Genomic DNA, 22,609 nt, shown 5'->3' on the forward strand with positions numbered 1-22,609 from the left:
GCTCCTTAATCTAATTACCCGCCCAGGATTGTTCAGATTTAATGTCTTAAAACAAAAGTCCCCCGTTAAGACAACTTTCACTTCGAGAAATTAGCTTATAATTAATAATAAAAGCGTAACTGTTATCAGAGTTAGATATATACTAGAAACCAGTTTTCCCATTTCAGCTCCAAATGCTTTAGGATTTTTATATCCAATGATTAAACTGGGAATAAAGAAAATAATGGATAGAAAAAAGGTGTAGTGAAACCCAGTATTATTAACACTGTTAGACCATGCGGGTAATCCTAAAAGGGAAAACAACTGATCCCCCAATATGTAATTGCCAAATTCAAAAGAAACAAGCATACCAAGAAGAGATAAAAGCAGTGAAAGTGTTCCCCGACCTATTTTTTTTTCGTTTTTCCTCAGAAAATTTAATATAATTAGTAAAATTGCAATTGCTTGTATGCTGTATGTCAATATTGATAAAAAAGAAAGCTCCATGAAGGACCTCCTTGAAGGGATTTGTCTATGTATTATTATATGAAGTAAAGTCGACAAAATAATCATATCAAAAAAGATGTTTGATTGTAATTTTACTGCTTGTTGCAGTGCTTCGATTCCATGCTATAGCGTCATATAAGTTCGATTCTACTGTTCCGGTGCTAGTAGCGGCTAATTCTGCTTTAGATGTACTACTATTTGAATCTATTGATTGATTCGGAACAATATCCTCTCCAGAAAATGAACCTGAAACTCCTGATAATAACGCATCCAATTCAGCTACAGAATCAACATTAATAACCGCGGTATTCTCTGATAATGAATCTAAATCCATTTGTTTGCTGTGCCACCATGAGCCGCAAAAACTTCATCTGCTGTCTTGAATTTTGTCTTTGAAGATTCTTTTTGAGTGATATATCTGTCTGCCTCAATGAAATTCAAACCTTCTCCACTTCTCGCTTGTACTGGAATTTCTTCTTTTACTTCTACGTTAGCTGTTGGTGCGGCAGAAGCAGCAGAGTTTTTCTAGTGGTGGGTTTTAACGATATCCGTAAACAATTATCGCCACAGCCATACAATATTTCATCTGAATGTCAAAGGGGATGATTATGTTGGCTACCTTCTCGGCCGCCCTTCAAGTGAAAAAGCGGATGGCCAAGCGAGTCTTAAAAATGTCCGGTGTCCACGGCATCGGCGTAGGGTATAGGGACCCTGCTCGTCCCAAAAGGGGGGCCGCTGTCATTGTGTACACAGATCGGCTGGCCACGGCCTCTACCGGACTTCTGTCGGCCACAGCACTAGGCAAGCAAACGAGCGTTCCTGTCCGGATTGTTAAATCCGGAAAGATCAAAGCCAATGCCACGGACTACAGGGTACGCATACGCCCGGTCATCGCCGGCTACAGTGTCGGAACGATTGAAGGCTCCGGTACGACCGGGCTGATCGTTGCCCCAACTGGAGCGCCGGCTACACGTTATCTTTTCAGCAATAACCATGTACTCAATCCCTCCAATACTGACAATCGGGGGGCTACGCTTCAGCCAGGCGGAGCCGATGGGGGGACGGATACCCGAGATCGTATAGGGCGGTTGTATCGTTATATACGCCTGAACCCAACAGGAACCAATTTCATTGATGCGGCGCTTTCCTTGCCGACCCGCAACAGCTCGCTTAATCCGCGTTACGCTACGATAGGAGTTGTCCCGGGTCATGTGACCGCTTATCGTGTAGGAGAAAAATTCAAAAAGGTGGGGCGCACGACCGGATTGGTGAATGGTACGGTAGAGTCCGTCTACACGGATCTGCAAATTAATTACGGTGGAAGCTTGGGGCTGCTGACCTTCCAGGATCAGACTGTTATTAGAGGCACTACCCCTGTATCGCTGCCAGGGGATTCCGGCTCTGTCTGGCTCAGACAGTCGGATAATTATGCGGCTGCGGTCAATTTTGCAGGCACGGCAGACGGTCGTCTGTCCATTGCTTTCCCGGTACAGTGGTTCATGCAGGCGTTTAACACACGGGTAGCCCGCCCCGTAGGGGCAGGCAAGGTGCGCAGAGTAGATACAGGATCATCCCCACGCTCTTATACAAGACAGCTCACCAGCGAGGAATTGGCACGTTTGAAGCCAAGAACAACGCGGATTAAACAGAGCTAATACCCCGCAAGTGAAATCATAGTCGCTTGCTTACAAGCCAATCGTAAAGCTGCGTGTGAACGGCTTCGCCAACTCATCATAATCCCGAAGCTCGATCGTAAAGGTGTAGCTGTTTTGCGACTGGCTGGCGGATACAGTACCGCTGATCGTTCCGGTAAAGCGGTCGAGTGTCAGCCCGGTAGGCAGATTGCCGCTTTTCAGTGTCCAGTCGTAGAAGGGGACCCCACCCTTGGCTGTCAGTTGTTGGCTGTAGCTTTGTCCTTTGACGGCTTTGGGCAAGGAGGCTGTGACGATTTCCGGTTCGAGGAAAGGTGTCAGCTTGCGGTTCAGCTTCCAGCCTGCTTTCTCGGCTATGAGCAGCGTCAGCTTGTTCAGCATCCAGCGGCGTACCGGGAATTCTGCCACCCAGCCTGCGCTTTGTCCGCTGAGACGGTCCCAGTATTGCCGATCCGCCGGGATGTGATAGCTTCCATCTAGCGGAACCCGGACGCCTTGGTACGCTTCAACGACGGAGTCGGCACCGCCGCTACTGTGGTAAGTATTCATTCCCACCCATGAATCACTGAAGGCGACGGCATGGCCGAACTCGTGCATAATGAGGCCATATACGTCTGTCACCTGAGTCAGATCGGTTTTGTACCAGTCGTCGTCATTCAGCGAGGTGAATACCTGAGCATCTGGATAAAAATCCAGTGCGGTTCCCAACGAACGATGAATGGGACCAGGAACGCGGACGCCGTTTTTCGTGTGGTAATAACCACTGTTACCAGGCCATCCAGTCGAATAAGGGCCGTCGATACCGCGCAGGAAAATCCATTCTCCATTATAAGGGGCGTTATTCGTGCCAATCGTATGCCCGTTCCAGTCGTTGTTGGGAATATAGTTGCGTTCAGCTCCAGCGGGAACAGTATCGAACGGCTGGACATCGAAGAAGTAGAACCAGTCCTTAATCGCCTGTTCGGCCGCCTTACGAGTACCTGGATCGTCAAAATAGTGATTGACCGTATCGTAGCGATAATCGAACACCAATGGGAATTTGGTATCCTGATTATCGTCCTGATCCCATACCCGGATCGGAATGGTATGGGTCCGTGTGGCCCCCGCGCTGTCTGCAATGGTGAGATACAACGTATAGTGCTCAATCTCGTCCGGGCCACCGTTGCGGTCAGGTGCAACCTCCAGCTTAAAATCCTTTCTCTCGGATGCATTGTTAAAATTTAGCACCTTCGTAGCGCCAGTGGCAGATAACGTACTGGGCAGATTCATCATAAGCCGGGACGTTCCCTGCGCCTTAAGCGTGATGCTGATCGGATACGCCGCACTGGCAGGGGGCTTCACGGTCAGGTTGATGAACGGATTGGCGATATAGCCTTGCCAATCCACCAGTTCAACGCCGTACCAGTTAATAATCCGTCCGAAGCGGTCAATCACCTCGGCATCGCTGCCAATTGCTTGCGGGGATACGGCGGAACCCGAGACTTGTGCGGTTTCTGTTTCAAGGAGAGCCTCATTTATCGAAGCAGAAGCAGTACCGCATGAATCACAGTCAACACTTGCCGACAGGGGTGGTCTTGCATGTTCTTTACACATGGCGGAATCCTCCTCATAAGCCGGACGGCCTCTAAAACGGGCAGCAACAAGGCTTCCACGTGAGCCGCCCGCCTTTTTTACTCAAATGAATAGGGCATAAAACCATTCATAGCTTGAATGATTCACGATACAAATCATTCACGGCACGAATCATTCACAACTTAAAAAGTTAATGGTATAAAATAATTACATCCGCTTAATCTGCTCCTTCAGCATACGAACTGGATACCATTTTAGGGTCTGCAACAGCGTTGCTTACCGAGGCCAAACTGCGAATCTCCTGAGCTGTCAGCGCTCTGTTGTAGATGATCAGCTCATCTACTGCCCCGTTCAGATAAGGATCATCAAACTGGGATTTTCCAATATAGTTCCGGTCCGTCAGCCCAAGGCTGGACGGCTTTAACGTCATGTTCGTATTTCGCGTCGCTTCTATACCGTCTACATACATAATTCCCGTGTTGTCCGACAGTGTCACGGCCACATGTTTCCAGACCCCTGTCGCCAGTTCCGGGGCATTTAACTGCTGTTCCTCCCCGTTACCCGAGACGGTGATGGCAAAGCGCATACCTGTCCCTTCGGCCTTGGGTGCCAAAAACATATACCGATCCGTGCCTGCCCCAAAATCAAACAGGCGGGCCCAGCCGTTATGGGTGTTCACCCGTACCCAGGCCGCAATCGTAAAATCGTTAACGCTGCTGACCAGACCACCTGGCAGGCTGGCATAGGTGGCTGTTCCGTTTAAGAGCAGAGCATTGCCGTTCCGTCCAACGCCCCACGAGCCGCCGTTCACATTAGCTTGCTGCCCATTGCCTGACAAATCGGCTGCGGTAGATCCGCTTGTTTCATTAAAATCATATTGGGCTACAACGTCTCCGGCTGGAGTCGGATTACCTGAGCCTGTCTGAATACGGATATCGTAGGAGGCCGCCGTACCGATATTCAGTCTGACCGTAGCCGATGAGCCGTTAACAGCTGTGACGGAGCCGGTTTTCGTTCCGTCTACGAGCACGTCATACGTACCTGCGGCCAGTCCGGTCAAGGTCAGGATGGTGGAGTGGGCTGTGCCCGTTGTTGTATTTTTCAGCGTCAGACGGACGTTATTTTTGGATTTGGCCACGATAGCCGAGGTGTATTGGTCCCGATTCAGTTCCAGACTCAGCTTTTGGGAGATCAGATGCAGCCGCTGGAATACACCGTCCTTGGGAGTGATCGTATAGTTGTTACCGCTTTCTGTAACGTCACAGCCATAGCCATACAAGCCGAAAATGGGATCGACAGCAATGTCCGAGCTTAGAACTTTAATTGCTCCGAACAGCCCCAAATCCGCTTCCCCGGACATGCCGCGCCAGCCGTTGAAGAGCGGACCGCCGTCCAGACCAAGAGCACCGTAATTGCCCTTTCCCGCCTGATACGTCCACGATACCGCGCCGATATTGGCTGGATCGGAGCTGATCTGTCCCGAGTTAATCGCCCCGATGTTAGCGAGCTTAGCGGCATAGGACAAGCGTTGATCCACTTCGGGCTTGGATGAATAACGGCGTGTCCAGTCATCCATCGCGTAGCCTGCCAGCGAGGTGGTGTACTGGAAGTTCCACCAATTTTCCCCGGTAATCGTGACCGGATCGGCGTAGTAGTACCACACAGGCATATGTCCGCGTGCGGCGCGTGTTTTGGCGTTGATTTTACTCATCATCGTCGTATTGCTGTTCATTTTGGCGAGCGTATATACCGCTTCCTCACCTGTATTGTCATAGTTATACTCGGAGCCGTAGGGATAGGTGGTGTTTTTGAAATTGTTGTACTTGGTAGCCATTTTGGCGATCAGGTCGTTAGCCTCGGTGGTCAAGCCTTCTTCCTGTAGCGCTTTAATGATATCCGGCGTGGTCAGTTCACCCATGAGCCCTGTGTTCCAGTTGTAGGCGACAGGGCCTTCATACAATGCCTTGAAAATACGATAAGCGCGCAGCAAATACGTGTTTTTGCTATTGCGGTAGCTAATCAGGTTCGGATACAGCTTGGCGAGCTTATACATGCTGAAAAACGTGTTGTAAATATGCGGATAGGCATAGCCCCGGTACGTCGGTGTTGTGTTGGGCTGCGGCATCAGGAAATCGGGAACCAGATAATCGGTATGATGGCCTTCCATCAGATTTGTCCAGACGGCAACCTCCAGATAATCATCGACTGCTTTAATCTCGGATGCCACGGGCTTCTGAACGTTTCTCTCAGCCAGGAACTGGCCATGGGTTAATCCCCAATCGTCACCCCAACCCCAGTAGCCTGCAAAGCTGTTGCGCTTGGCCTTATATTGCATCATCCAGTCGTCAAACACCTTGTCCCGCAGGTCGCCCGGCATATTCCATTGGGTGCTGTTGACCATGAAGGTAGAGTGGCGCTGAAGTGCAGCATCGACTGGCTCGATGGCATAGAATTGGAGAACGGTTTTTTCGCCGTTACCGTAGTTCACGGTAATATTGTTGTGCCCCAGTCGTCCCAGTGTAAGTTCATATATTTTATGGTTTGTAGGGGCTGTTTCCAGATAGCTGATGGTCGTTTCGGACGGGTATTGCGCTGTGACAGAGGTAATGGATTTGCTGGTATGCAGATCGAATTTAGCCTTGAGATTCGTCGGGAAAATCATGCCCGGAACCACGGTCACATCCACATGTCCCTCGCTGTACAGCCTGTCCTTCACGGCCTGCTCGTCCGCTACCTTGTAAAATTTAAAGGCATACGTTTTGCTTTCGCCTGGAGCCAGCGACAGACTGGTGTTGGAAAGATAGCCACGGTTGGTGTTCTTGATGACATTGGAGTGGATATAGAACACATTTAGTCCTTCGGACCAGCCGCCTTGCTCCATAGCCCACGTGCTGCCCGGGTGCTCCTCGACTCTCCAATGGTCCTGATATTCGAGACTTGCGCCTGTAGAGGAATCAGGGGCTAGCAGTAGATAAGGCCCGATGCCGCTAGGCCGTCCAGCGGTAATAAAAGAGCTGTTATGCCCTACAAAGGAGTGGGAAAGTACCCTTGTTTCATAGATTTGTTCGTTATTGCCGCCGGACCAATACTCGTTAAACGGCAGCGGAAGCCCCCAATCTCCGATTTCCAGCGTTTGATTGGAAGTGTTCGTTACTTTCATCTGCCAATGCAGGTAATCGTTGACCAGCGAATACGTTTCATTTAATGTAAAATTACGTATTCCCTGATTGTTTGACGAATTTTGATACGATACCTGAACACTACTGCCGGATGAGGTGATCGTCCGTGCATCCGCAGAGTTGCTTGTCCATGCCCGAGTCCACGCCCCGTTACCGAGACGGTAGGTAAACATGAGTTCACCAAGCCACTGATGATCTGCCGTATTTTGTTTGGGTGCGTTGGAGCTGTTCATGACATAGTTCGTATTGAATGTGTCTCCTACCAGACGTAAGGAAGAGATATCCCCGTAATCTCCGACCGAGATGGAGAACATATTATTAGATAGCTGTACTGCCATGCTATCAACCCCCTTAAAAAAAGGTTCGTGAGTATACTCACAACGTTAATATATGTGGCAGAAATGCTTTTGCTACGCTATGTGTGGAGATTGATAGAAAATAGATTCGTATATTAGGGTACAGGAACGATAGATTGTAATAGTGGCTAGGTGGCGGGTTTCATTCGTGAAATTTCGAATCAGACCAATCTGCTCAGTTAGGAGCTAAAGGGGTTTGTTAACAAAATCATTACCTACGAAGAATAAGAGCTACCTGATTGTAGAAAGCTTAGGTGTCGCGCTGGGTAGCGCGGCTTTTTTCATTTTACAGGTACGTGTATAAAGCCATTGTTACTGCGGTGCATCATCATATAAACTAGACATATGTCGGAATAAGCACTCAGAAGGTGGAGATAGCTATGGAAATTAAGATAGAGTTGCCGAAAATTCCTTCAGACTTACCTGTATTAACCGATGAAATGTACTCCTTACGATCCAAGGATGAATTTAACACGGGGTCTGTAGAGGATATGACCATGGATAATGTGGAAGCTACCAGGGTTTCGTTTGAGAAGATGACTTTTAAAAATGTTACGATTATGGAATCGTCATTGCCGGAAAGTGAATGGACAGATGTTATTTTCGATAAATGCGACCTGTCTAATATTAACTTTTCCGGTTCCTTTATTCACCGGGTAGAGTTTAGAAATTGCAAACTTCTCGGAACAGACTTCTCCAGAAGCAGACTCCAAAATGTTCGTTTTCTGGATTGCTTAGGGGATTATTCAATGTTTCGCTTTGCCAATTTCAAGCAGGTTGGTTTTGAGGATTGTTCATTGATAAGCTCCGACCTTTATCATTTGACGCTACAAAAAACCTTTTTTACCCGTTGCAATATGGATCAGGCCATGCTGTCGGGGTCCAAGCTCAAGGGGATTGATCTGAGCGATTGCGAATTTGATGGGCTACAGGTGGATATCGAAGACCTGGACGGGTGCATGATCTCTCCACATCAAGCTTCGTCTTTTGTGGGGCTGTTAGGGCTAGTGATTAAATAAGGGGGATCATTATGTTTCAGTATCAGGAGCAGCAATATGAGGGCATTGATTATAGCGGGAAAGATTTAAGGGATGGTGAACTTATTCGTTGCACCTTTGAACGTTGTACCTTTACGAACGGTTCGTTGGAGGAAATCATGACCAGCGAATGTCGTTTTATCGAATGTGATTTTCAAGGGGCACTGTTGAACGGTTCTATTCATACTGAATCGGCTTTTATAAATTGTAACTTTATTGAAGCCAATCTGTTCGTCTCCAAATTTAGCAATTGTAAAATGACGGGCTCAGACTTTTCAAAAGCAAAAATAGACGGCATTACGCTCGTTCAGGGCGATTGGTCTTATACCAATTTGCGGCAGGCCCGGCTGGAAAAGCAGGATTTGAGAGGAGTACGCTTTTATGAAGCCGATCTCTCGGATGCCAATCTGCAGAAGGCAGACCTCAGAGATTGCGACCTGACCAGAGCTATTTTAGCTCATGCCAAGCTACAGGGAGCCGATTTACGTGGTGCTACTATGGATGGAGTCGATTTTAAAGCACTTGTTGTCAAAGGTGCACGGATGGATCGGGACCAGGCGTTGGCGTTCTTACGTTCATATGGTGCGAAGGTCGATTGAGGCGAAGATTCCACTCATTTTTTAATACTATCCCAAGCCTGGCGCAGACGGTTAATGCCTTCAATCATTTGGTGTTCCGTTAAATGGGCAAAAATAAAACAGGCGGATGGGGGACCTGGCGTCAGTTGGTAATCGGCTGCATCACGCCATGTGACTCCGAAAGACCGGGCCGCCTGCATCAATTGCTGATACTGAGCAGGCTCATGCTTCCAGACCGCATAGGCATGCAGGCCGCAGTCAGTCTGATGCCAGTGAAACAGTCTACTCAACTGCTGCATTTCGCGCTGGAACACCTCGTAACGTGATCTGTACATCCGGGTCATCCGGCGCAGATGGCGAACAAAGTCGCCGCGTATCATAAAGCGTGCCAGTGCGCGCTGTTCCAGACGGGCAGGCGGCAGAGGGTCATATAGCCGTTTGGCGGCTGTTAGCGCTTGAGTCAGTGCAGCGGGCAGAATAGCGTAGCCCAGTCGAAGACTGCTGAACATGCTTTTGGAAAAGGAACCGACATAGATGACACAATCCGCGCGATCCAGTGCTTTCAGCGGTTCAATCGGTCGTCCTGCCCAACGGAATTCGCTGTCATAATCATCTTCGATAATCCACGCGCCTCTGGACACCGCCCATTGCAAAATATGTTGACGGCGTGCTAATGGCAATACAGCTCCGATTGGAAACTGTCGTCCCGGTGTAACAAATAGTAATCTGGAATCCCAATCCTGCGGAATAATTCCTTGTTGATCCAGCTCAGCAACTTGCACCTGTCCGCCCGATGCGGTAACCGCACGGTGAATACCGGGATAACAGGGATTTTCCAGCACGATGGGATCTTGCTCATTAATAAGCAACTGGCATAATAAGGTGATCACTTCCATGGAGCCACTGCATAATACGACTTGATCTGGGTGGGCCATAATTCCCCGCGTTCTTCCAACATGCTGACAAATCGCTTCACGCAACCATTCATCGCCATTCACGGGTGCTGTCATCAAGGCAGACGAAGGCTTTTGCAAGTCTTTTCCAGCGGCAGCCGTTGCGCTTTTCCATGCGGTCAGTGAATTGCCTTCCAACACCACTTCTCCTGCCTGAAAAGAAATCAGGGGTTGTTGAGCCGCATCTTCATTTACACCAGAAGCAGAAGACGGCCGTGACTCTCTTTCCATCTGCATAATCCGTTGTCCCCATGTGGACAGAGCTGGGGGTGTTTGTTTAACAGAAGGTGCTTGCCGGGTCTGCTTATCAATCGATGATGTGTTGGGTAGCAACGCGGTTTGTTCAATGACAAAAGTCCCTCTGCCTACCGCGGTTTCCACATACCCTTCTGCCAATAGCATATCGTAGGCTTCTGCAACACTGCCCCGCGAAATTCCATACATCACAGCCAGATCACGACTTGAAGGCAGGCGCGTACCGCTGGCAAGTGATCCGTTCAGAATTCCTTCCCGAAGAGCATGATACAAGGCCAAATATTTATGATGATACAGTTGAATAGCACGCTGATAAGCAATCGTAATATCCATAACCTTCTCCTTCCATTGGACTACTCATTTTCGATCATATTGGATCTATTCATTGATCCATCTTCAACATAATCTGAAATGTATCGCTGGTCAATAGACGAAAGGAGCATGATCCATGAGAAGAAAAGAATTTACGGTGGCAGAAGAAGAGGAAATAGAGCTATTTCTGAGCGAGGTCAGCTTCGGTTTTCTGGGTATGAACAGCGAGGATGGGTTCCCGCGGGTTGTACCCTTGAATTTTGCTTATGGAAATGGTGTTTTTTATATTCATGGCAGCCGTGCCGGAGAGAAGATGGAACGGATGATGGAGGACAACCGGGTTACTTTTTCCGCTGCCAAAGAGTATGCGCTCATCCCGTCTTATTTTACGGATGAACATATGGCATGTCCGGCGACATCATTTTTTAAAAGTATTACCGTGCGAGGTCATGCGGAACAGGTAGTGGAACTGGAAGAAAAGGCATCTGCCTTTTCCATTTTTATGAGTAAGCTGCAACCGGAGGGCGGCTATGAACCTATCGATGCCAGCGATCCCCGGTATGCTTCACGTCTGAAAGGGGTCGCGCTGATCAAGATTGTACCGGATGAGTGGACCGCCAAATTCAAATTCGGGCAGAATGTTAAAGAGCAGGAACGTCAACAGATTATCGACGGTTTGCAAAACCGAGGGCGGGATGATGATCTGACAACCATTGAAATGATGCGCAAATATTGTCCTCACCACTGATCCGGCGTCATCATTCTTGCTTGCTCACGGTCTAATTGGTTAATACTACCTTAAAGGGAGATGCCCTTATATTTTCAAAACCTTCATTTCTTCTGTATTAGGACTTTGGAAGGACAGGCATATATCATCCTCAAGCCCGTTGTTCTTACCGCAAGGGAACCTTATAATACGATAGATTTGTGGAGTAAGGGGGCAAGGACCGTGACGAGAGCAGGAGTCAGAAGTCGGGAAGGTCGACGGTTGTTACTGGAGGCGGGGGCTGAGGAGTTCGCTCAGACCGGTTTTTATCAGACCAAGGTAAGTTCGATCGCGGCGCGTGCGGGATTGACGCAGCCGGATTTTTATATTCATTTTGAGAGTAAGGAACAAATGTATGAGGAGCTTGTTGAGAGCTTCCGAGTGTTGGTGAATGAGACGGTCCAATGCATGAAGGTGGAACCGGATCAAAGCCAAGCTGAAATTTTGAGCCGGGGGCTAGTGTTTCTGGAATCCGTTTTTCGTATGTTATCCAATAATTCGGCGATAACCCGTGTCGGATTTTACCAGGCGTCGGACTCGGTGCGTATCAAGGCAGAAATGGCAGGTCATATTAAAAAGCATCTGCTTGCGGCACAACGATGGGGTTCTTGCCGTGAGGAATTGGACCCGGAGCTGACGGCGGAATGCGTCGTTGGTTTGATTGAACGGTTGACGTTAACCAAATTGCTGACTGGACGCGAAAGTCCATCCGTACTTGCCAAGCAGACGCGAAACCTGCTGTATCACGGCATGCTGGCGCATGGAGGATAACGGAACCAAAGCGAAAGACCTACATTTGGGCGGGAGGCGCGGCATCTGTACCTATCATGGTTGGCAACATACGCATAAGATGCTTTTGTAAACCATGAAGGGAGGAATCAGTATGTCTGGAGTAGGCGCTGGTTATGGAGCTTTCACATCTACAGGAGCGATTCTGGTACTTTTCATTTTGCTCGTTATCATCTCTAAAGCATTCGTTATCTAACTCGTTGTTAACAATCTGAATTGAATTCAGGCGATGTATTTGTAATCAACGGAGGGAGGAGGAATTTGAGATGGGTGAAGTAGACAGAGGTTGTGGCGGTGGTGGCTACGGCATGTGGACTTCCACTGGTGTTATTCTGGTACTCTTCATTTTGCTGGTTATCATCACTCGCACTATTTTTATCTAAATTATATATTTCATGGGCTTGAGCGCCGATGCTTCGCGCCTATGAACATGCAAGTCAAAACAGGAACCGTCTCTAATAGGAGCGGTTTCTTTTTTTTCTCCAAAGTTAACGTTGACGTTAACGTTAGATAGGCGTAGTATTTATATATAAACTTTTTCATAAGGTGGGTGTCATGGTTACGTATAAAATTGACGAGGTCGCCAAGCAATGCGGTTTGACCAAGCGAACCATTCGTTATTATGAGGAAATCGGTCTGTTGCCCTCCCCGCAGCGCAGCGAAGGGAATATGCGGCTGTATACGCAGGAGGATGTGGATTTACTGAAAAAAATTGTGAGTGCCAAGGAAGTGCTTGGTTTCTCCCTGCAAGAGCTTCAGCGTTACATGTCCGCTGCGGAAATGCTCAAGGGTCAGCGGGAGGAATATCGTGAACGAACGGATATCCTGCATCCTGTTGAGCGCCGGGCCATGTTGGAGGATATGGAGGTAACACTGAACGAACAACTGGAGCTGATGGAGGGTAAAATCAACAGCATCCGTATGCTCCAGACCGAGCTGGAGGAGCTGCGGGTCAGGGTTCGCGAACGAAAGGTTCTGCTTGATAAGGAGCTTGGCAGCGACCCGTCATAAGCGAATCATTTTACATTTAGATTTGGAGGTTACATCCTACTATGAGTTCACAACACGCATTACCTGATGAGTTAAAGTTACCTGATGAGTTAAAAAAACAGGCAGGCTTGCTGTCTCAGCCCAAGGCGGTATGGGCGGTTGCTTTTGCCTGCGTTATTTCATTTATGGGACTGGGATTAGTCGATCCTATCCTTCCGGCCATCGCCGATCAGCTTCATGCCACCAAGAGTCAGGTGTCACTGCTGTTCACCAGCTATAATCTGGTGACAGGCGTAGCTATGCTGATTACGGGCGTAGTGTCCAGCCGATTGGGTGTCAAATGGACGCTGCTGACCGGGATATTGTTGATTATTGTGTTTGCCGGGTTGGGAGGTACAGCCGATACGGTTGGCGGGATTGTGGGCTACCGGGCAGGCTGGGGTCTGGGGAACGCTCTGTTTATTGCTACGGCGCTATCTGCCATTGTTGGTCTGTCCACTTCGGGAACAGCCAAAGCCATTATTTTGTATGAGGCGGCCCTGGGTCTCGGGATTTCGGTCGGCCCGCTGCTTGGCGGTGAGCTAGGCTCCATTTCTTGGCGCGGTCCGTTCTTCGGTGTAGCTGCGCTGATGGTGGTGGGATTTTTGTTCATTACATTTATGCTGCCTTCGATTCCGAAGCCTAAAAAGCGCGGTTCGATTGCTGATCCGTTCAAAGCGCTCACTTATCCGGCCCTGCTAACGCTGGGCATTGTGGCTTTGTTGTATAACTTCGGATTTTTTACGCTGATGGCGTATTCTCCATATGTGATGCATTTGGACGAGCACGGTTTGGGCTATGTCTTTTTCGGCTGGGGGATTATGCTGGCCTTTACCTCGGTGTTTGTAGCACCGAAGATTCAAGCACGCTTTAGCGTGGTATCTTCCATTAGTGTCATGCTGACGCTGTTTGCCATTGATTTAGGCGTTATGGCGATAGGAACAGTCGCAGGCTCACCGAAGACCGTCATTGTTGCGGTGATCGTGGCTGGTATTTTTCTGGGGATTAACAATACATTGATCACAACGGCTGTGATGCAGGCAGCTCCGGTGGAGCGCTCCACGGCATCTGCGGCTTACAGCTTTATGCGTTTTTTGGGTGGGGCAATCTCGCCGTGGCTTGCAGGGAAGCTGTCCGAGTGGTATACGGCGGAAACTCCATTTTATTTTGGCGCATTGATGGTACTGCTGGGTGTAGTGGTACTGATCGTACGTCGTCGACATATGCAGGATATACAGATTGATGCTCACTAAGAATGAACTTCTGAGGAGGAAAAGAGTATGAGCGAATACAAGCATATTCTGGTTGCGATCGATGGTTCGGAACACGCTATGAAGGCGTTGGAGACAGCCAAAGCGCTGTCCAAACAGCTTCAGGGTGAACCGCGTCTGACCGTATTGCATGTGAATCCGGCTTTATCCATGAATGAGCCCCCGGTTGGGGTGGATGTGGATGAGCGAATGGAGGAGGAAGGGCGTCATATATTGGAGCCAGCATCCGACTTTTTGAAGGACGAGGGTATTTTGTACCGTATGCTGACGGGTCATGGTGATCCGGCGAGCATCATTTGCCAAAGTGCAGAGCAGGAGCAGGCGGATCTGATCATTATGGGAACACGGGGCAAAGGGCTGGTTTCCGAAATGATCCTGGGCAGCGTCAGCCATCATGTGATCCAGCATGCACCTTGCCCTGTGTTGACGGTAAAATAAACGGTAAAAAAGCCTGTCTGAAAAGGGACGGAGATACGCATGATGCGTATACCTCCCCAGATCAGCCGGGCTTTTTTAGTAGTGATATCAGCGAAAAATTTTCCGAACCCACTTGAGTTTATCCCCGTAAGGCGGGAATAGAAGCTTGTTGTTGACCTTGGAGTTTTTCTTCATGATACTTTTGGTGTGAGAGAAGAGATCAAAGCTATATTTTCCATGGTAACCGCCCATACCAGCTGCTCCAACGCCTCCGAAGGGCATATGAGGGTTAGAAATATGAGACACCGTATCGTTCACACATCCACCTCCAAAGGACAGGCGGGTAAGCACTTCATGTTCAACCTGTTTATCTTCTGTAAATAAATACAGTGCCAGTGGCTTCGGATGATCCATTACCGTTTGGATGGCCTCTTCCAGCTGTTCAAATTCCAGCATCGGCAGAATCGGCCCGAATATTTCATCCTGCATCGCAGCATCTGACCAGGATTGGGACTCCAGAAGGGTAGGTTCAATATAGAGGTCTTCCCTAAGCGTTGTGCCACCAAAGCGTATATTCTCTCGATCCTGCTCAATCATAGCAGCCAATCGGTCAAACTGTCGCTCATTAACGATACGGCCGTAATCGCTGCTTTGCTGAGCATCCTGACCATAAAAGCTTGTAATTGCAGCTTTCATCTGCTCCATTAGTTCCTGCTGAACCTCTTTATGGACAAGCACATAATCAGGGGCAATGCAGGTCTGACCCGTATTCATCATCTTTCCCCAAATAATACGTTTGGCCGCAATCTCAATATTCGCGGATTGATCCACAATGACCGGGCTTTTTCCTCCCAGCTCCAGAGTGACAGGTGCCAGATTTTTGGACGCCGCCTCCATGACAATTTTGCCAACCCCCACGCTCCCCGTAAAGAAAATATAGTCAAAAGGGGCGTTAATCAACGCGGATGTGACTTCCTTTTCGCCTTCAATCACCCGGATATAAGACTCATCGAAGGTTTCACGTATCAGCTTCTTGATGACGGCGGCAACGGCAGGTGTATTTTCGGATGGCTTCATAACGACCCCATTCCCTCCGGCGATGGCACCAATGAGCGGCTCAATTAACAATTGAAATGGGTAGTTAAACGGCCCGACAATTAGTACCGTTCCGTAAGGCTCCTTGTACATATAGCTTTTGGTTAGAGGATGATAAATAGGTGTTTTCACCTTTTGGGGCTTCATCCATCGCTTGAGGTGCTTTGTCATATAACGAATACTGTCCAGAGTAAAGCCGATTTCCGTAGTGTAGGCTTCAAATTCATTTTTGCGTAAATCCTGATACAAGGCGGTCATAATCGGTTGCTCATAACGTTGGATGGCATGGGTCAACTTCCGTAACTGCTCTAGCCGAAACTCAACACTGCGGGTTTGCCCACTGTGAAAAAATTGGCGATGCTGCTGTAAAATGTGGCTGACCTGCTCTGATGTTAGCTGCTCCATAAAGTACGTACCCTCCTATTCATCCTTTCTATTAAAGGCAGTCCCGCTCCAGCGTTGTAACTAGGTTTTTCAATAACTGTATCGAATCCTCCAAGGCTAAAAAATAATGATGCTCCGTGCCTCGTTGTTCCAGTTGGACGACTCCCGCATTCTTCAGAAGCTTCAAATGGTGGGAAACGGCAGGTCGTGACAAAACCAAATGCTGCGTAATATCGTTGACGGTCATTTTGCCATTCTCTGAAAGTAACAGCAGAATATCCTGACGGTGCGGTTCGCTTAAAGTCTGAAAAGTAGGAATGCACGCTCGAAGCAGCTCGATTGCTTGTTTTCCCATACTATAGTATCTCCTTAAATGTTTAATCATTTAAACCTAATGGAAGGAGTATAGTCTTTTTGATGTGAGTATTCAAGTCGAGCAAAAGAATAACATACAAAATAACACTAGATACAAAGAACCACCGGATACAGGTTCTTTCGCCTGAATAATATCAACCGGCGGTTCTTTATGCCTAGTATGAAATTCTCGCCATGGTCATCCATTGTTTTTTGTCGGTTAGCTATGATGTTTCGTAATACAGTTCAAATGTAATGGTGCATGGGATTGGTGATGTTATACCTATGTAGGATAGCAATCTGTAGTTATAGCATTTTTTTAAGCTGGGATATACGGGCTTGGGAAACCTCAAGTATCTTTGCATATTCGTGCTGTGCTGCATTGGGTTGCTTTTGCATCAATTCTTTTAGGCTTTCGATCATCTGTTGCGTTGATCGACGCAGACGTTTGGATTGCTTCAATGGCCTTTCCCTGTTAGAGAAAGTCGATTTGGACGGCCTGGTGATAGGGCTGAAATTCGTACCATTTTTCAAATCACGAATACATTCCCCACAAATAAAGCTGTCTCTAAAATAAGTCAATTGCTCCGCCGAACCACACATTTTACATGTCACCCCGGTATATTTTCGTAAGGCGAGAATACCCGTTTCCTCATCAGCAAAAATCTCAACAGGATCACCCATCTTGTAATCCATTGAAATTCGCATCTCTTTGGGAATGACGATACGACCTAACGAATCTAAGGGACGTGTCATACCTGTACTTTTCAAATGATAACCTCCTTTTTTATATCCTTATAATACTAAATAAAGAGGAGAAAAAAAAATAGGCTTAGAGAAGCAATCGCATATATTAAGTAAACTGTTGAAAAGTATACAAAAAAATTCTATAAAATGGTATACTTTTTTGTGGAAAAATAATAATTTTAGCACAGCTTGCGTCTAATACCAGATTGAAATCGGATTTGTGCCACAGAGCAGTAACGTAACTTTATCCTATGAACGTTAAAGGGGTTGTTTATTGTGAACCATACAATCACGATTCGAGCAGAGCTTGATACATACATGAAGACAAACGGACTGAATATTACCCGACTTGGACGAACAGCAGGACTGTATTCAGCAAATGGCCGATTTGTTAATGGACAATCTGGTGTATTCCTTGTTGTAGTTTAATGTGGCGGAAGACTTCTTCAAAGACGGTAAACATGCGGCGGCAGCCATCCTTTACGAGAGCGTGGCGATCAGTGAGAGAAAGCAATATTCGGAACGACTGGCCCTTTGCCAGTATCGTTTGTTTACGATTAACATCGGAGATGACCAAAATCAAAACTTTGAGGCAGCATGCCATTTTCATCCCTTTGTAGAGCGGCTTGATGAAATAGACCAGCTTGATGCGCTGAAAGACCTGGCGAATGTGTATCGTTCCTTGCGTCAGTGGGGGAAGGTTGATAAGACAGTCCAAAAAATGCGGGATAAAGCCAAAATCCAATACTCCCTAGACCATCGTCAGAATAAGCGAAAGAAAAGGGAAAATGAAAAGAAAACAAGGGGGCCATTGTTTGGATACATCGCCTATGCTGATTTGCTATGCGCAAGTGTCTGTGAAGCACATGGAGATTATGAGCAGGCATTACAATATACTTACGCTTACGCTGATTTAAGCTGGGTTAAAGAGACGGACGAGGATACGCAGCATTGGGCACAAGTTAATATCTATGTAAATAAGCTTTTATCTGGAGATGTAAGTGTGCTCTCTGATTATGTGGAGTATATTTGTACGACTGTGGATAAATCGGAAAAAGAAATGGTTACAGAGCTTTTGAATATTATGACGGCTGCTAACCGCTATTTCTCATTACTTTGCACTCTTTTCTATGAAAACTTATACTTATAGTTAAAGCTAACTTTAAGAACTACAATAAAAACGAGGAGGGGAATGACCATGTACTCCATCAAAGAAGTTCAAATCAAGAGTGGATTGCCTGCATCAACACTTCGTTATTATGAAAAAGAGGGTATATTACCTGATGTCGGTCGGGATGAAGGCGGGAGAAGAGTATATACGGATAAACAAATCGACTGGATCAGGTTTGTCATGGCTATGAAAGATACCGGGATGACGATTGAAGAGATTAAGGCATACCTTGAGCTTAATGCAAAAGGCGAAGCCACCGTGCATGAAAGAAGAGATCTTCTCGTAGCTCATAAGAAAAAGGTAGAAGAACATATGGCCCAAACACAACACAATTTGGAGAAAATCATTCAGAAGATTGCCTACTATGATCAAGTTGTTATGGGAAAAAGCTTCTCTTAACCAAGTATTTGATGCAAAGGTAAAAAAGCCAAAGCCGTTTGCTTAAAAAGCAAACGGCTCTTCGGAGGGAGCAGGGCACTATATATTTCTGGTAACCTCATACGCATCCCAGACAGCGTACATAATATTTTGTACTTGCTTGGCATCACCGATTAAGTAGGCTTCGGAAACGTCATTTTGGATGTCTTCATAAAGCGATTGTTGAGGAGTATATCCTACAGCTAGAATCGCTGAATCGGCCTTTAGAATCGTTTCTTCACCATTTTTGTTTTTAAGAACAAATTCTTGATCGTTGGCATCGACAATTTTGGCGTTGGTCAGGAGATGGATATCCTTAAATGCAACAAGGTCACGCAGCATATCTTCATTTGCATGGCACAGGGGTCCGCCTACGGTTAAAATATCTTCTTGCATTTCCACCAAGGTTACTTTTTTACCTTGATCAGCAAGCCAGAGTGCAGTTTCGCATCCCACAAGCCCGCCCCCGACAATTACAGTGGAAGCACCGGGATCTTTTTTCCCAAGCAGAACCTCTTCTGCGGAATACACCTTGGTAGATGTACCGATGGAGAAGGTTTTTGGAGAGGAGCCGGTAGCAAAAATAACGGCATCTGCTGCATATTCCTTTACGGTAGTCCGGTTAACCTCGGTGTTCAATCGGACGTCAACTTTTAAATCCTTTAGTTCCCCTTCGTACCAGGCCGCAAGTAAATGATCGTCTTCCTTGAAGTCTGGAATTCCGCCCGGGATTAGATTACCTCCCAATCGGTTATTTTTATCAAATAAGGTAACGTGATGTCCCCGAATAGCAGCTACACGGGCAGCTTCACATCCTGCCGGCCCTCCACCAATCACCAAAACTTTTTTGGACTGGTCTGCTTTTCCAAGTGCGTAGTCTTTTTCTCTGCCGCAAGCCGGATTAACGGCACATGAAATCGTTGCAAAAGATGCCAATCGACCCATACAGCCCTCCTGGCAGGAGAGGCAGGGACGAATCTTTTCTATTTTCCCAGCCTTGATTTTATTGGGGATATCAGCATCAGCTAACAATGGTCGACCAAGTGCAATCATATCGGTTTTTCCTTCGCGTATAGCCTTGCTGGCCAAATCTGGATTATCCAATCTGCCAGCAGTAATCACAGGTACCTTTAGAATGGTTTTTAAAATTTTGTTGTAAGGAAGATAAAGACCTTTTTCCTGATACATGGGTGGATGTGCCCAGTACCAAGAGTCGTAAGAACCGACATCCCCATTGAAAGCATCATACCCGGCTTCCTCTAATATTTTGGCAGCTTCAATCCCCTCTTCAATATCCCTTCCCTGCTCCTTAAACTCTTCGCCTGGCAATCCGCCCTGACGCCAATCTTTAATAAAGCTTTTGATGCTGTATCGAAGAGATACCGGGAAATCCTGTCCACATTCGGCTTTGATGGCTTGAACGATCTCTATGGCAAATCTTAAGCGGTTTCTCAGACTTCCTCCGTATTCGTCTTTCCGATGGTTAAAGAAAGAAATCGCAAATTGATCCAATAAATAGCCTTCATGAACCGCATGGATTTCAATACCGTCAAAGCCTGCCTTTTTGGCAATAGCTGCGGATTCCGCAAATTTTCTGATATAGGTGTGGATTTCGTCAATGGTCAGCTCACGACAAGTTACATCGGGAAGCCAGCGATGAGGAATGGGAGAAGGGGCGACAGCTGTTTTACCAACAATTGAAGGGATACTTACCCGGCCAAATCCTGCGGATAATTGTAGAAATATTTTTGTGCCGTATGCATGAATCCGCTCCGTCATCATTTTACCCGTTTTAACGAAATTCAAGGGATTTAGAGTAGGACAGGGCATGGACGGCAGGGCACATTTCTCAATTTCATTTTCAACCATCGTTACACCTGTAATGAGTAGACCTGTCCCACCTTTTGCCCGTTCAACATAATATTCGACGCCACGTTCATTAAAGGTACCATCGGCATCACAAAGCCCACCAGGACCCATGGGAGCCATTACAAAGCGGTTTTTAATTTCCAGTTTTCCAATTTTCATAGGCTCGTATAAAATTTGATGTTCTTCTTTCATAAGAATACCTCCTAAGTATGGATCATTCGTTTAACTGAATACATTCACCGAATGGATTCAGTATAGAATAGGAGCAGGTATTATTATGTGATTGTTTTCACAATTAAACAAAATAGCATTTCCTATTATAATTAAGTAATATGAACAGGGCACCTGAGAAAGAGAAATACTTACAATAGAGAGGGAGAGTAAGTGAGTGTCAAAAAAACAATTGAATGGACGCAAGCTGCAAAGTCTGCAGACTAAAAAAAATATATACAACAGTACATTAGAGCTCATGCATGAAAAGAGCCTGGAAAAAATTAAAATTGAGGATATCTGTCGGAAGGCCGGCGTGTCAGTAGGGTCATTTTATAATCATTTCAAGACTAAAAGTGATATTTTGGTAGAGATGTATGCACAGGCGGATGGCTACTTTGAATTGAAATTTAAGAATGAACTACCATCAGAAAGTATTATGCAGGATCTTATTCAATATTTTGAGGTTTATGCGGAATATAATCAGAATGTTGGTTTAGAGACGGTGCAACAGTTATATACAAGTAATAACAAGCTTTTCATTACTAAAGGTCGTGATATGCAAAATATACTTCAACAGATTATAGAGAGAGGGCAAGCCGTGGGAGAGTTGGATCAAAGCATGACATCCGAAGAGATAACAGACTACTTATTTATTGCAGCTCGTGGGGTCATGTACAACTGGTGTCTTCATGATGGCGACTCGGATTTAATTGTAAATATGCGTGAATATATGAGTCGTCTGATCACGATCTTTAAATAAAGGAATTGATTTTATCCTAGTCACAGGGACGGTTCACCACACGCTTAACGGGTAAAAGGTAATACTAGGGCAATAATGCTGGGTTGACTCTCACGCCACGTGAGGCTGTAGACTGCGTAACAAGGGAGGTGAAGCGGAATGGCTTACACGGTGAAGGAAGTATCCGGTCTGTCGGGAATCAGCGTACGAACATTACATTATTATGATGAAATCGGATTGCTGAAACCGCACCATGTCGGGGATAACGGGTATCGCTATTACGAACAGGAGCAACTGTTGAGACTACAGCAGATTATGGTATACAGAGAGCTGGAATTACCATTATCCGACATTGGCGACTTGCTGGAGCAGACGAAGGAAAAAACGGCCGAGTTTTTGTTGGAGCATCGAAGCAAGGTGCAGAACAAAGTCTTCCGCTTGCATACTCTCCTACAGACCATCGACGAAACGGTGGCTCATGTGAAAGGAGAACAGACGATGAAACCGGAGCAATTGTACCAAGGGTTTGACCCGGAAAAGCAGGAAATGTATGAACGTGATCTGACGGAACGTTATGGTCATGAGGCTGATGAAAAAATTCAGGAGAGCAAAACAGCAACGAAGAACTGGTCCAAAGAGGATTATTTGGATTCTCAGGCAGAGGCGGATCAAATTCATCGGCAGTTGGCAGAAGCTATGAATAAGGGATTGAAGCATAACAGTGAAGAAGTACAGGCTTTGATCCGCCGCCATCTCCAATGGGTAAGCAGATTCTATACACCTACAGCAGAGATTTATAGCGGGCTGGGAGACTTGTATGTGGAGCATGAGGACTTCAGAAAAATGTATGAAGGATATGAACCCGGATTGGCTGAGTATTTGCGAGACGGGATGAAGGTGCTGGCCGAACGTGAATTAAGCTAACTCAACAGCTGGTGGGAAAGGCTGCGAGAAGAAGTATAAAAAGG

General features: G+C 46.7%; 22 protein-coding genes and 1 pseudogene. 14 read left to right on the top strand and 9 right to left on the bottom strand.

All coding sequences use genetic code 11. The features are described from left to right. Positions 1 to 90: 90 nt before the first annotated feature. A complete protein-coding gene (locus ABIA61_RS23475) occupies positions 91 to 486 on the bottom strand; it encodes a hypothetical protein (protein ID WP_404581327.1) in 396 nt (131 codons plus the stop codon). A gap of 67 nt (positions 487 to 553) precedes the next feature. Continuing rightward, a complete protein-coding gene (locus tag ABIA61_RS23480; protein ID WP_404581328.1) occupies positions 554 to 820 on the bottom strand; it encodes a hypothetical protein in 267 nt (88 codons plus the stop codon). A 274-nt stretch (positions 821 to 1,094) separates the two neighbouring features. On the opposite strand from ABIA61_RS23480, the gene ABIA61_RS23485 reads away from it, so the two are divergent. After that, positions 1,095 to 2,141 carry a hypothetical protein gene (locus tag ABIA61_RS23485; RefSeq protein WP_404519710.1) on the top strand — a complete coding sequence of 349 codons (1,047 nt, stop codon included), beginning with the start codon at positions 1,095 to 1,097 and terminating at the stop codon, positions 2,139 to 2,141. Between the two features lie 30 nt (positions 2,142 to 2,171). Here ABIA61_RS23485 and ABIA61_RS23490 read toward each other — a convergent pair whose 3' ends face one another. Both ABIA61_RS23490 and ABIA61_RS23495 read right to left on the bottom strand, forming a co-directional pair. Then, complete coding sequence (locus ABIA61_RS23490; RefSeq protein ID WP_283654595.1) at positions 2,172 to 3,731, bottom strand: Ig domain-containing protein; 1,560 nt, start codon at positions 3,729 to 3,731, stop codon at positions 2,172 to 2,174. 196 nt (positions 3,732 to 3,927) lie between these two features. Continuing rightward, a complete protein-coding gene (locus ABIA61_RS23495) occupies positions 3,928 to 7,227 on the bottom strand; it encodes a DUF5695 domain-containing protein (protein ID WP_283654596.1) in 3,300 nt (1,099 codons plus the stop codon). 398 nt (positions 7,228 to 7,625) lie between these two features. Here ABIA61_RS23495 and ABIA61_RS23500 point away from each other — a divergent pair, with 398 nt between their 5' ends. Continuing rightward, positions 7,626 to 8,264: a pentapeptide repeat-containing protein gene (locus ABIA61_RS23500; RefSeq protein WP_134911259.1), complete on the top strand. Its 639-nt coding sequence runs from the start codon at positions 7,626 to 7,628 to the stop codon at positions 8,262 to 8,264. Between the two features lie 11 nt (positions 8,265 to 8,275). After that, complete coding sequence (locus ABIA61_RS23505; protein ID WP_283654598.1) at positions 8,276 to 8,881, top strand: pentapeptide repeat-containing protein; 606 nt, start codon at positions 8,276 to 8,278, stop codon at positions 8,879 to 8,881. Between the two features lie 14 nt (positions 8,882 to 8,895). Here the strand turns inward: ABIA61_RS23505 and pdxR are convergent, their stop codons facing one another. Next, positions 8,896 to 10,401: a MocR-like pyridoxine biosynthesis transcription factor PdxR gene (pdxR, locus tag ABIA61_RS23510; RefSeq protein WP_404581329.1), complete on the bottom strand. Its 1,506-nt coding sequence runs from the start codon at positions 10,399 to 10,401 to the stop codon at positions 8,896 to 8,898. Positions 10,402 to 10,516: 115 nt separating this feature from the next. Between pdxR and ABIA61_RS23515 the strand changes: the two genes are divergently transcribed. The 6 genes from ABIA61_RS23515 (at position 10,517) to ABIA61_RS23540 (ending at position 14,673) form a co-directional block, all read left to right on the top strand. Then, positions 10,517 to 11,128 carry a pyridoxamine 5'-phosphate oxidase family protein gene (locus ABIA61_RS23515; RefSeq protein ID WP_283654600.1) on the top strand — a complete coding sequence of 204 codons (612 nt, stop codon included), beginning with the start codon at positions 10,517 to 10,519 and terminating at the stop codon, positions 11,126 to 11,128. Positions 11,129 to 11,329: 201 nt separating this feature from the next. Then, the gene (locus ABIA61_RS23520) at positions 11,330 to 11,917 is read left to right on the top strand and encodes a TetR/AcrR family transcriptional regulator (protein ID WP_283654601.1); all 588 of its coding nucleotides are present in this window, start codon (positions 11,330 to 11,332) and stop codon (positions 11,915 to 11,917) included. Between the two features lie 112 nt (positions 11,918 to 12,029). Then, complete coding sequence (locus ABIA61_RS23525; protein WP_014599460.1) at positions 12,030 to 12,131, top strand: hypothetical protein; 102 nt, start codon at positions 12,030 to 12,032, stop codon at positions 12,129 to 12,131. A 359-nt stretch (positions 12,132 to 12,490) separates the two neighbouring features. Then, positions 12,491 to 12,946 carry a MerR family transcriptional regulator gene (locus ABIA61_RS23530; protein ID WP_283654602.1) on the top strand — a complete coding sequence of 152 codons (456 nt, stop codon included), beginning with the start codon at positions 12,491 to 12,493 and terminating at the stop codon, positions 12,944 to 12,946. Positions 12,947 to 12,987: 41 nt separating this feature from the next. Then, complete coding sequence (locus ABIA61_RS23535) at positions 12,988 to 14,217, top strand: MFS transporter (RefSeq protein ID WP_283654603.1); 1,230 nt, start codon at positions 12,988 to 12,990, stop codon at positions 14,215 to 14,217. Positions 14,218 to 14,244: 27 nt separating this feature from the next. Continuing rightward, complete coding sequence (locus ABIA61_RS23540; protein ID WP_283654604.1) at positions 14,245 to 14,673, top strand: universal stress protein; 429 nt, start codon at positions 14,245 to 14,247, stop codon at positions 14,671 to 14,673. A gap of 87 nt (positions 14,674 to 14,760) precedes the next feature. Here the strand turns inward: ABIA61_RS23540 and ABIA61_RS23545 are convergent, their stop codons facing one another. From ABIA61_RS23545 to ABIA61_RS23555, 3 genes are all read right to left on the bottom strand, one after another. Next, entirely contained in the window at positions 14,761 to 16,152 is a 1,392-nt protein-coding gene (locus ABIA61_RS23545; RefSeq protein ID WP_283654605.1) for an aldehyde dehydrogenase, read from the bottom strand. Between the two features lie 31 nt (positions 16,153 to 16,183). Beyond that, positions 16,184 to 16,486, bottom strand: a complete 303-nt coding sequence (locus ABIA61_RS23550) for an ArsR/SmtB family transcription factor (protein ID WP_283654606.1) — start codon at positions 16,484 to 16,486, stop codon at positions 16,184 to 16,186. Between the two features lie 305 nt (positions 16,487 to 16,791). After that, positions 16,792 to 17,256 (bottom strand): AbrB/MazE/SpoVT family DNA-binding domain-containing protein, encoded by a 465-nt coding sequence (locus tag ABIA61_RS23555; RefSeq protein ID WP_283654607.1) that lies wholly within the window; start codon positions 17,254 to 17,256, stop codon positions 16,792 to 16,794. 252 nt (positions 17,257 to 17,508) lie between these two features. Here ABIA61_RS23555 and ABIA61_RS23560 point away from each other — a divergent pair, with 252 nt between their 5' ends. The 3 genes and pseudogenes from ABIA61_RS23560 (at position 17,509) to ABIA61_RS23570 (ending at position 18,802) form a co-directional block, all read left to right on the top strand. Further along, entirely contained in the window at positions 17,509 to 17,661 is a 153-nt protein-coding gene (locus ABIA61_RS23560; RefSeq protein WP_283654608.1) for a hypothetical protein, read from the top strand. Further along, positions 17,588 to 18,337: pseudogene (locus ABIA61_RS23565) on the top strand (transcriptional regulator); the annotation flags it as partial. The gene ABIA61_RS23560 and the pseudogene ABIA61_RS23565, both read left to right, overlap by 74 nt. A 93-nt stretch (positions 18,338 to 18,430) precedes the next feature. Then, on the top strand, positions 18,431 to 18,802 hold the full coding sequence (locus tag ABIA61_RS23570; RefSeq protein ID WP_283654610.1) for a MerR family transcriptional regulator: 372 nt from the start codon (positions 18,431 to 18,433) through the stop codon (positions 18,800 to 18,802). 78 nt (positions 18,803 to 18,880) lie between these two features. On the opposite strand, the gene ABIA61_RS23575 is transcribed toward ABIA61_RS23570, so the two are convergent. Further along, the gene (locus ABIA61_RS23575; protein ID WP_404581330.1) at positions 18,881 to 20,881 is read right to left on the bottom strand and encodes an oxidoreductase; all 2,001 of its coding nucleotides are present in this window, start codon (positions 20,879 to 20,881) and stop codon (positions 18,881 to 18,883) included. A 196-nt stretch (positions 20,882 to 21,077) separates the two neighbouring features. On the opposite strand from ABIA61_RS23575, the gene ABIA61_RS23580 reads away from it, so the two are divergent. After that, positions 21,078 to 21,662: a TetR/AcrR family transcriptional regulator gene (locus ABIA61_RS23580; protein WP_283654612.1), complete on the top strand. Its 585-nt coding sequence runs from the start codon at positions 21,078 to 21,080 to the stop codon at positions 21,660 to 21,662. A gap of 138 nt (positions 21,663 to 21,800) precedes the next feature. Further along, the gene (locus ABIA61_RS23585) at positions 21,801 to 22,565 is read left to right on the top strand and encodes a MerR family transcriptional regulator (RefSeq protein ID WP_404581331.1); all 765 of its coding nucleotides are present in this window, start codon (positions 21,801 to 21,803) and stop codon (positions 22,563 to 22,565) included. The last annotated feature ends 44 nt before the right edge of the window (positions 22,566 to 22,609 follow it).

Source organism: Paenibacillus sp. RC21, from assembly GCF_044907935.1.
In the GTDB taxonomy this organism is placed as follows: Bacteria; Bacillota; Bacilli; order Paenibacillales; family Paenibacillaceae; genus Paenibacillus; species Paenibacillus terrae_A.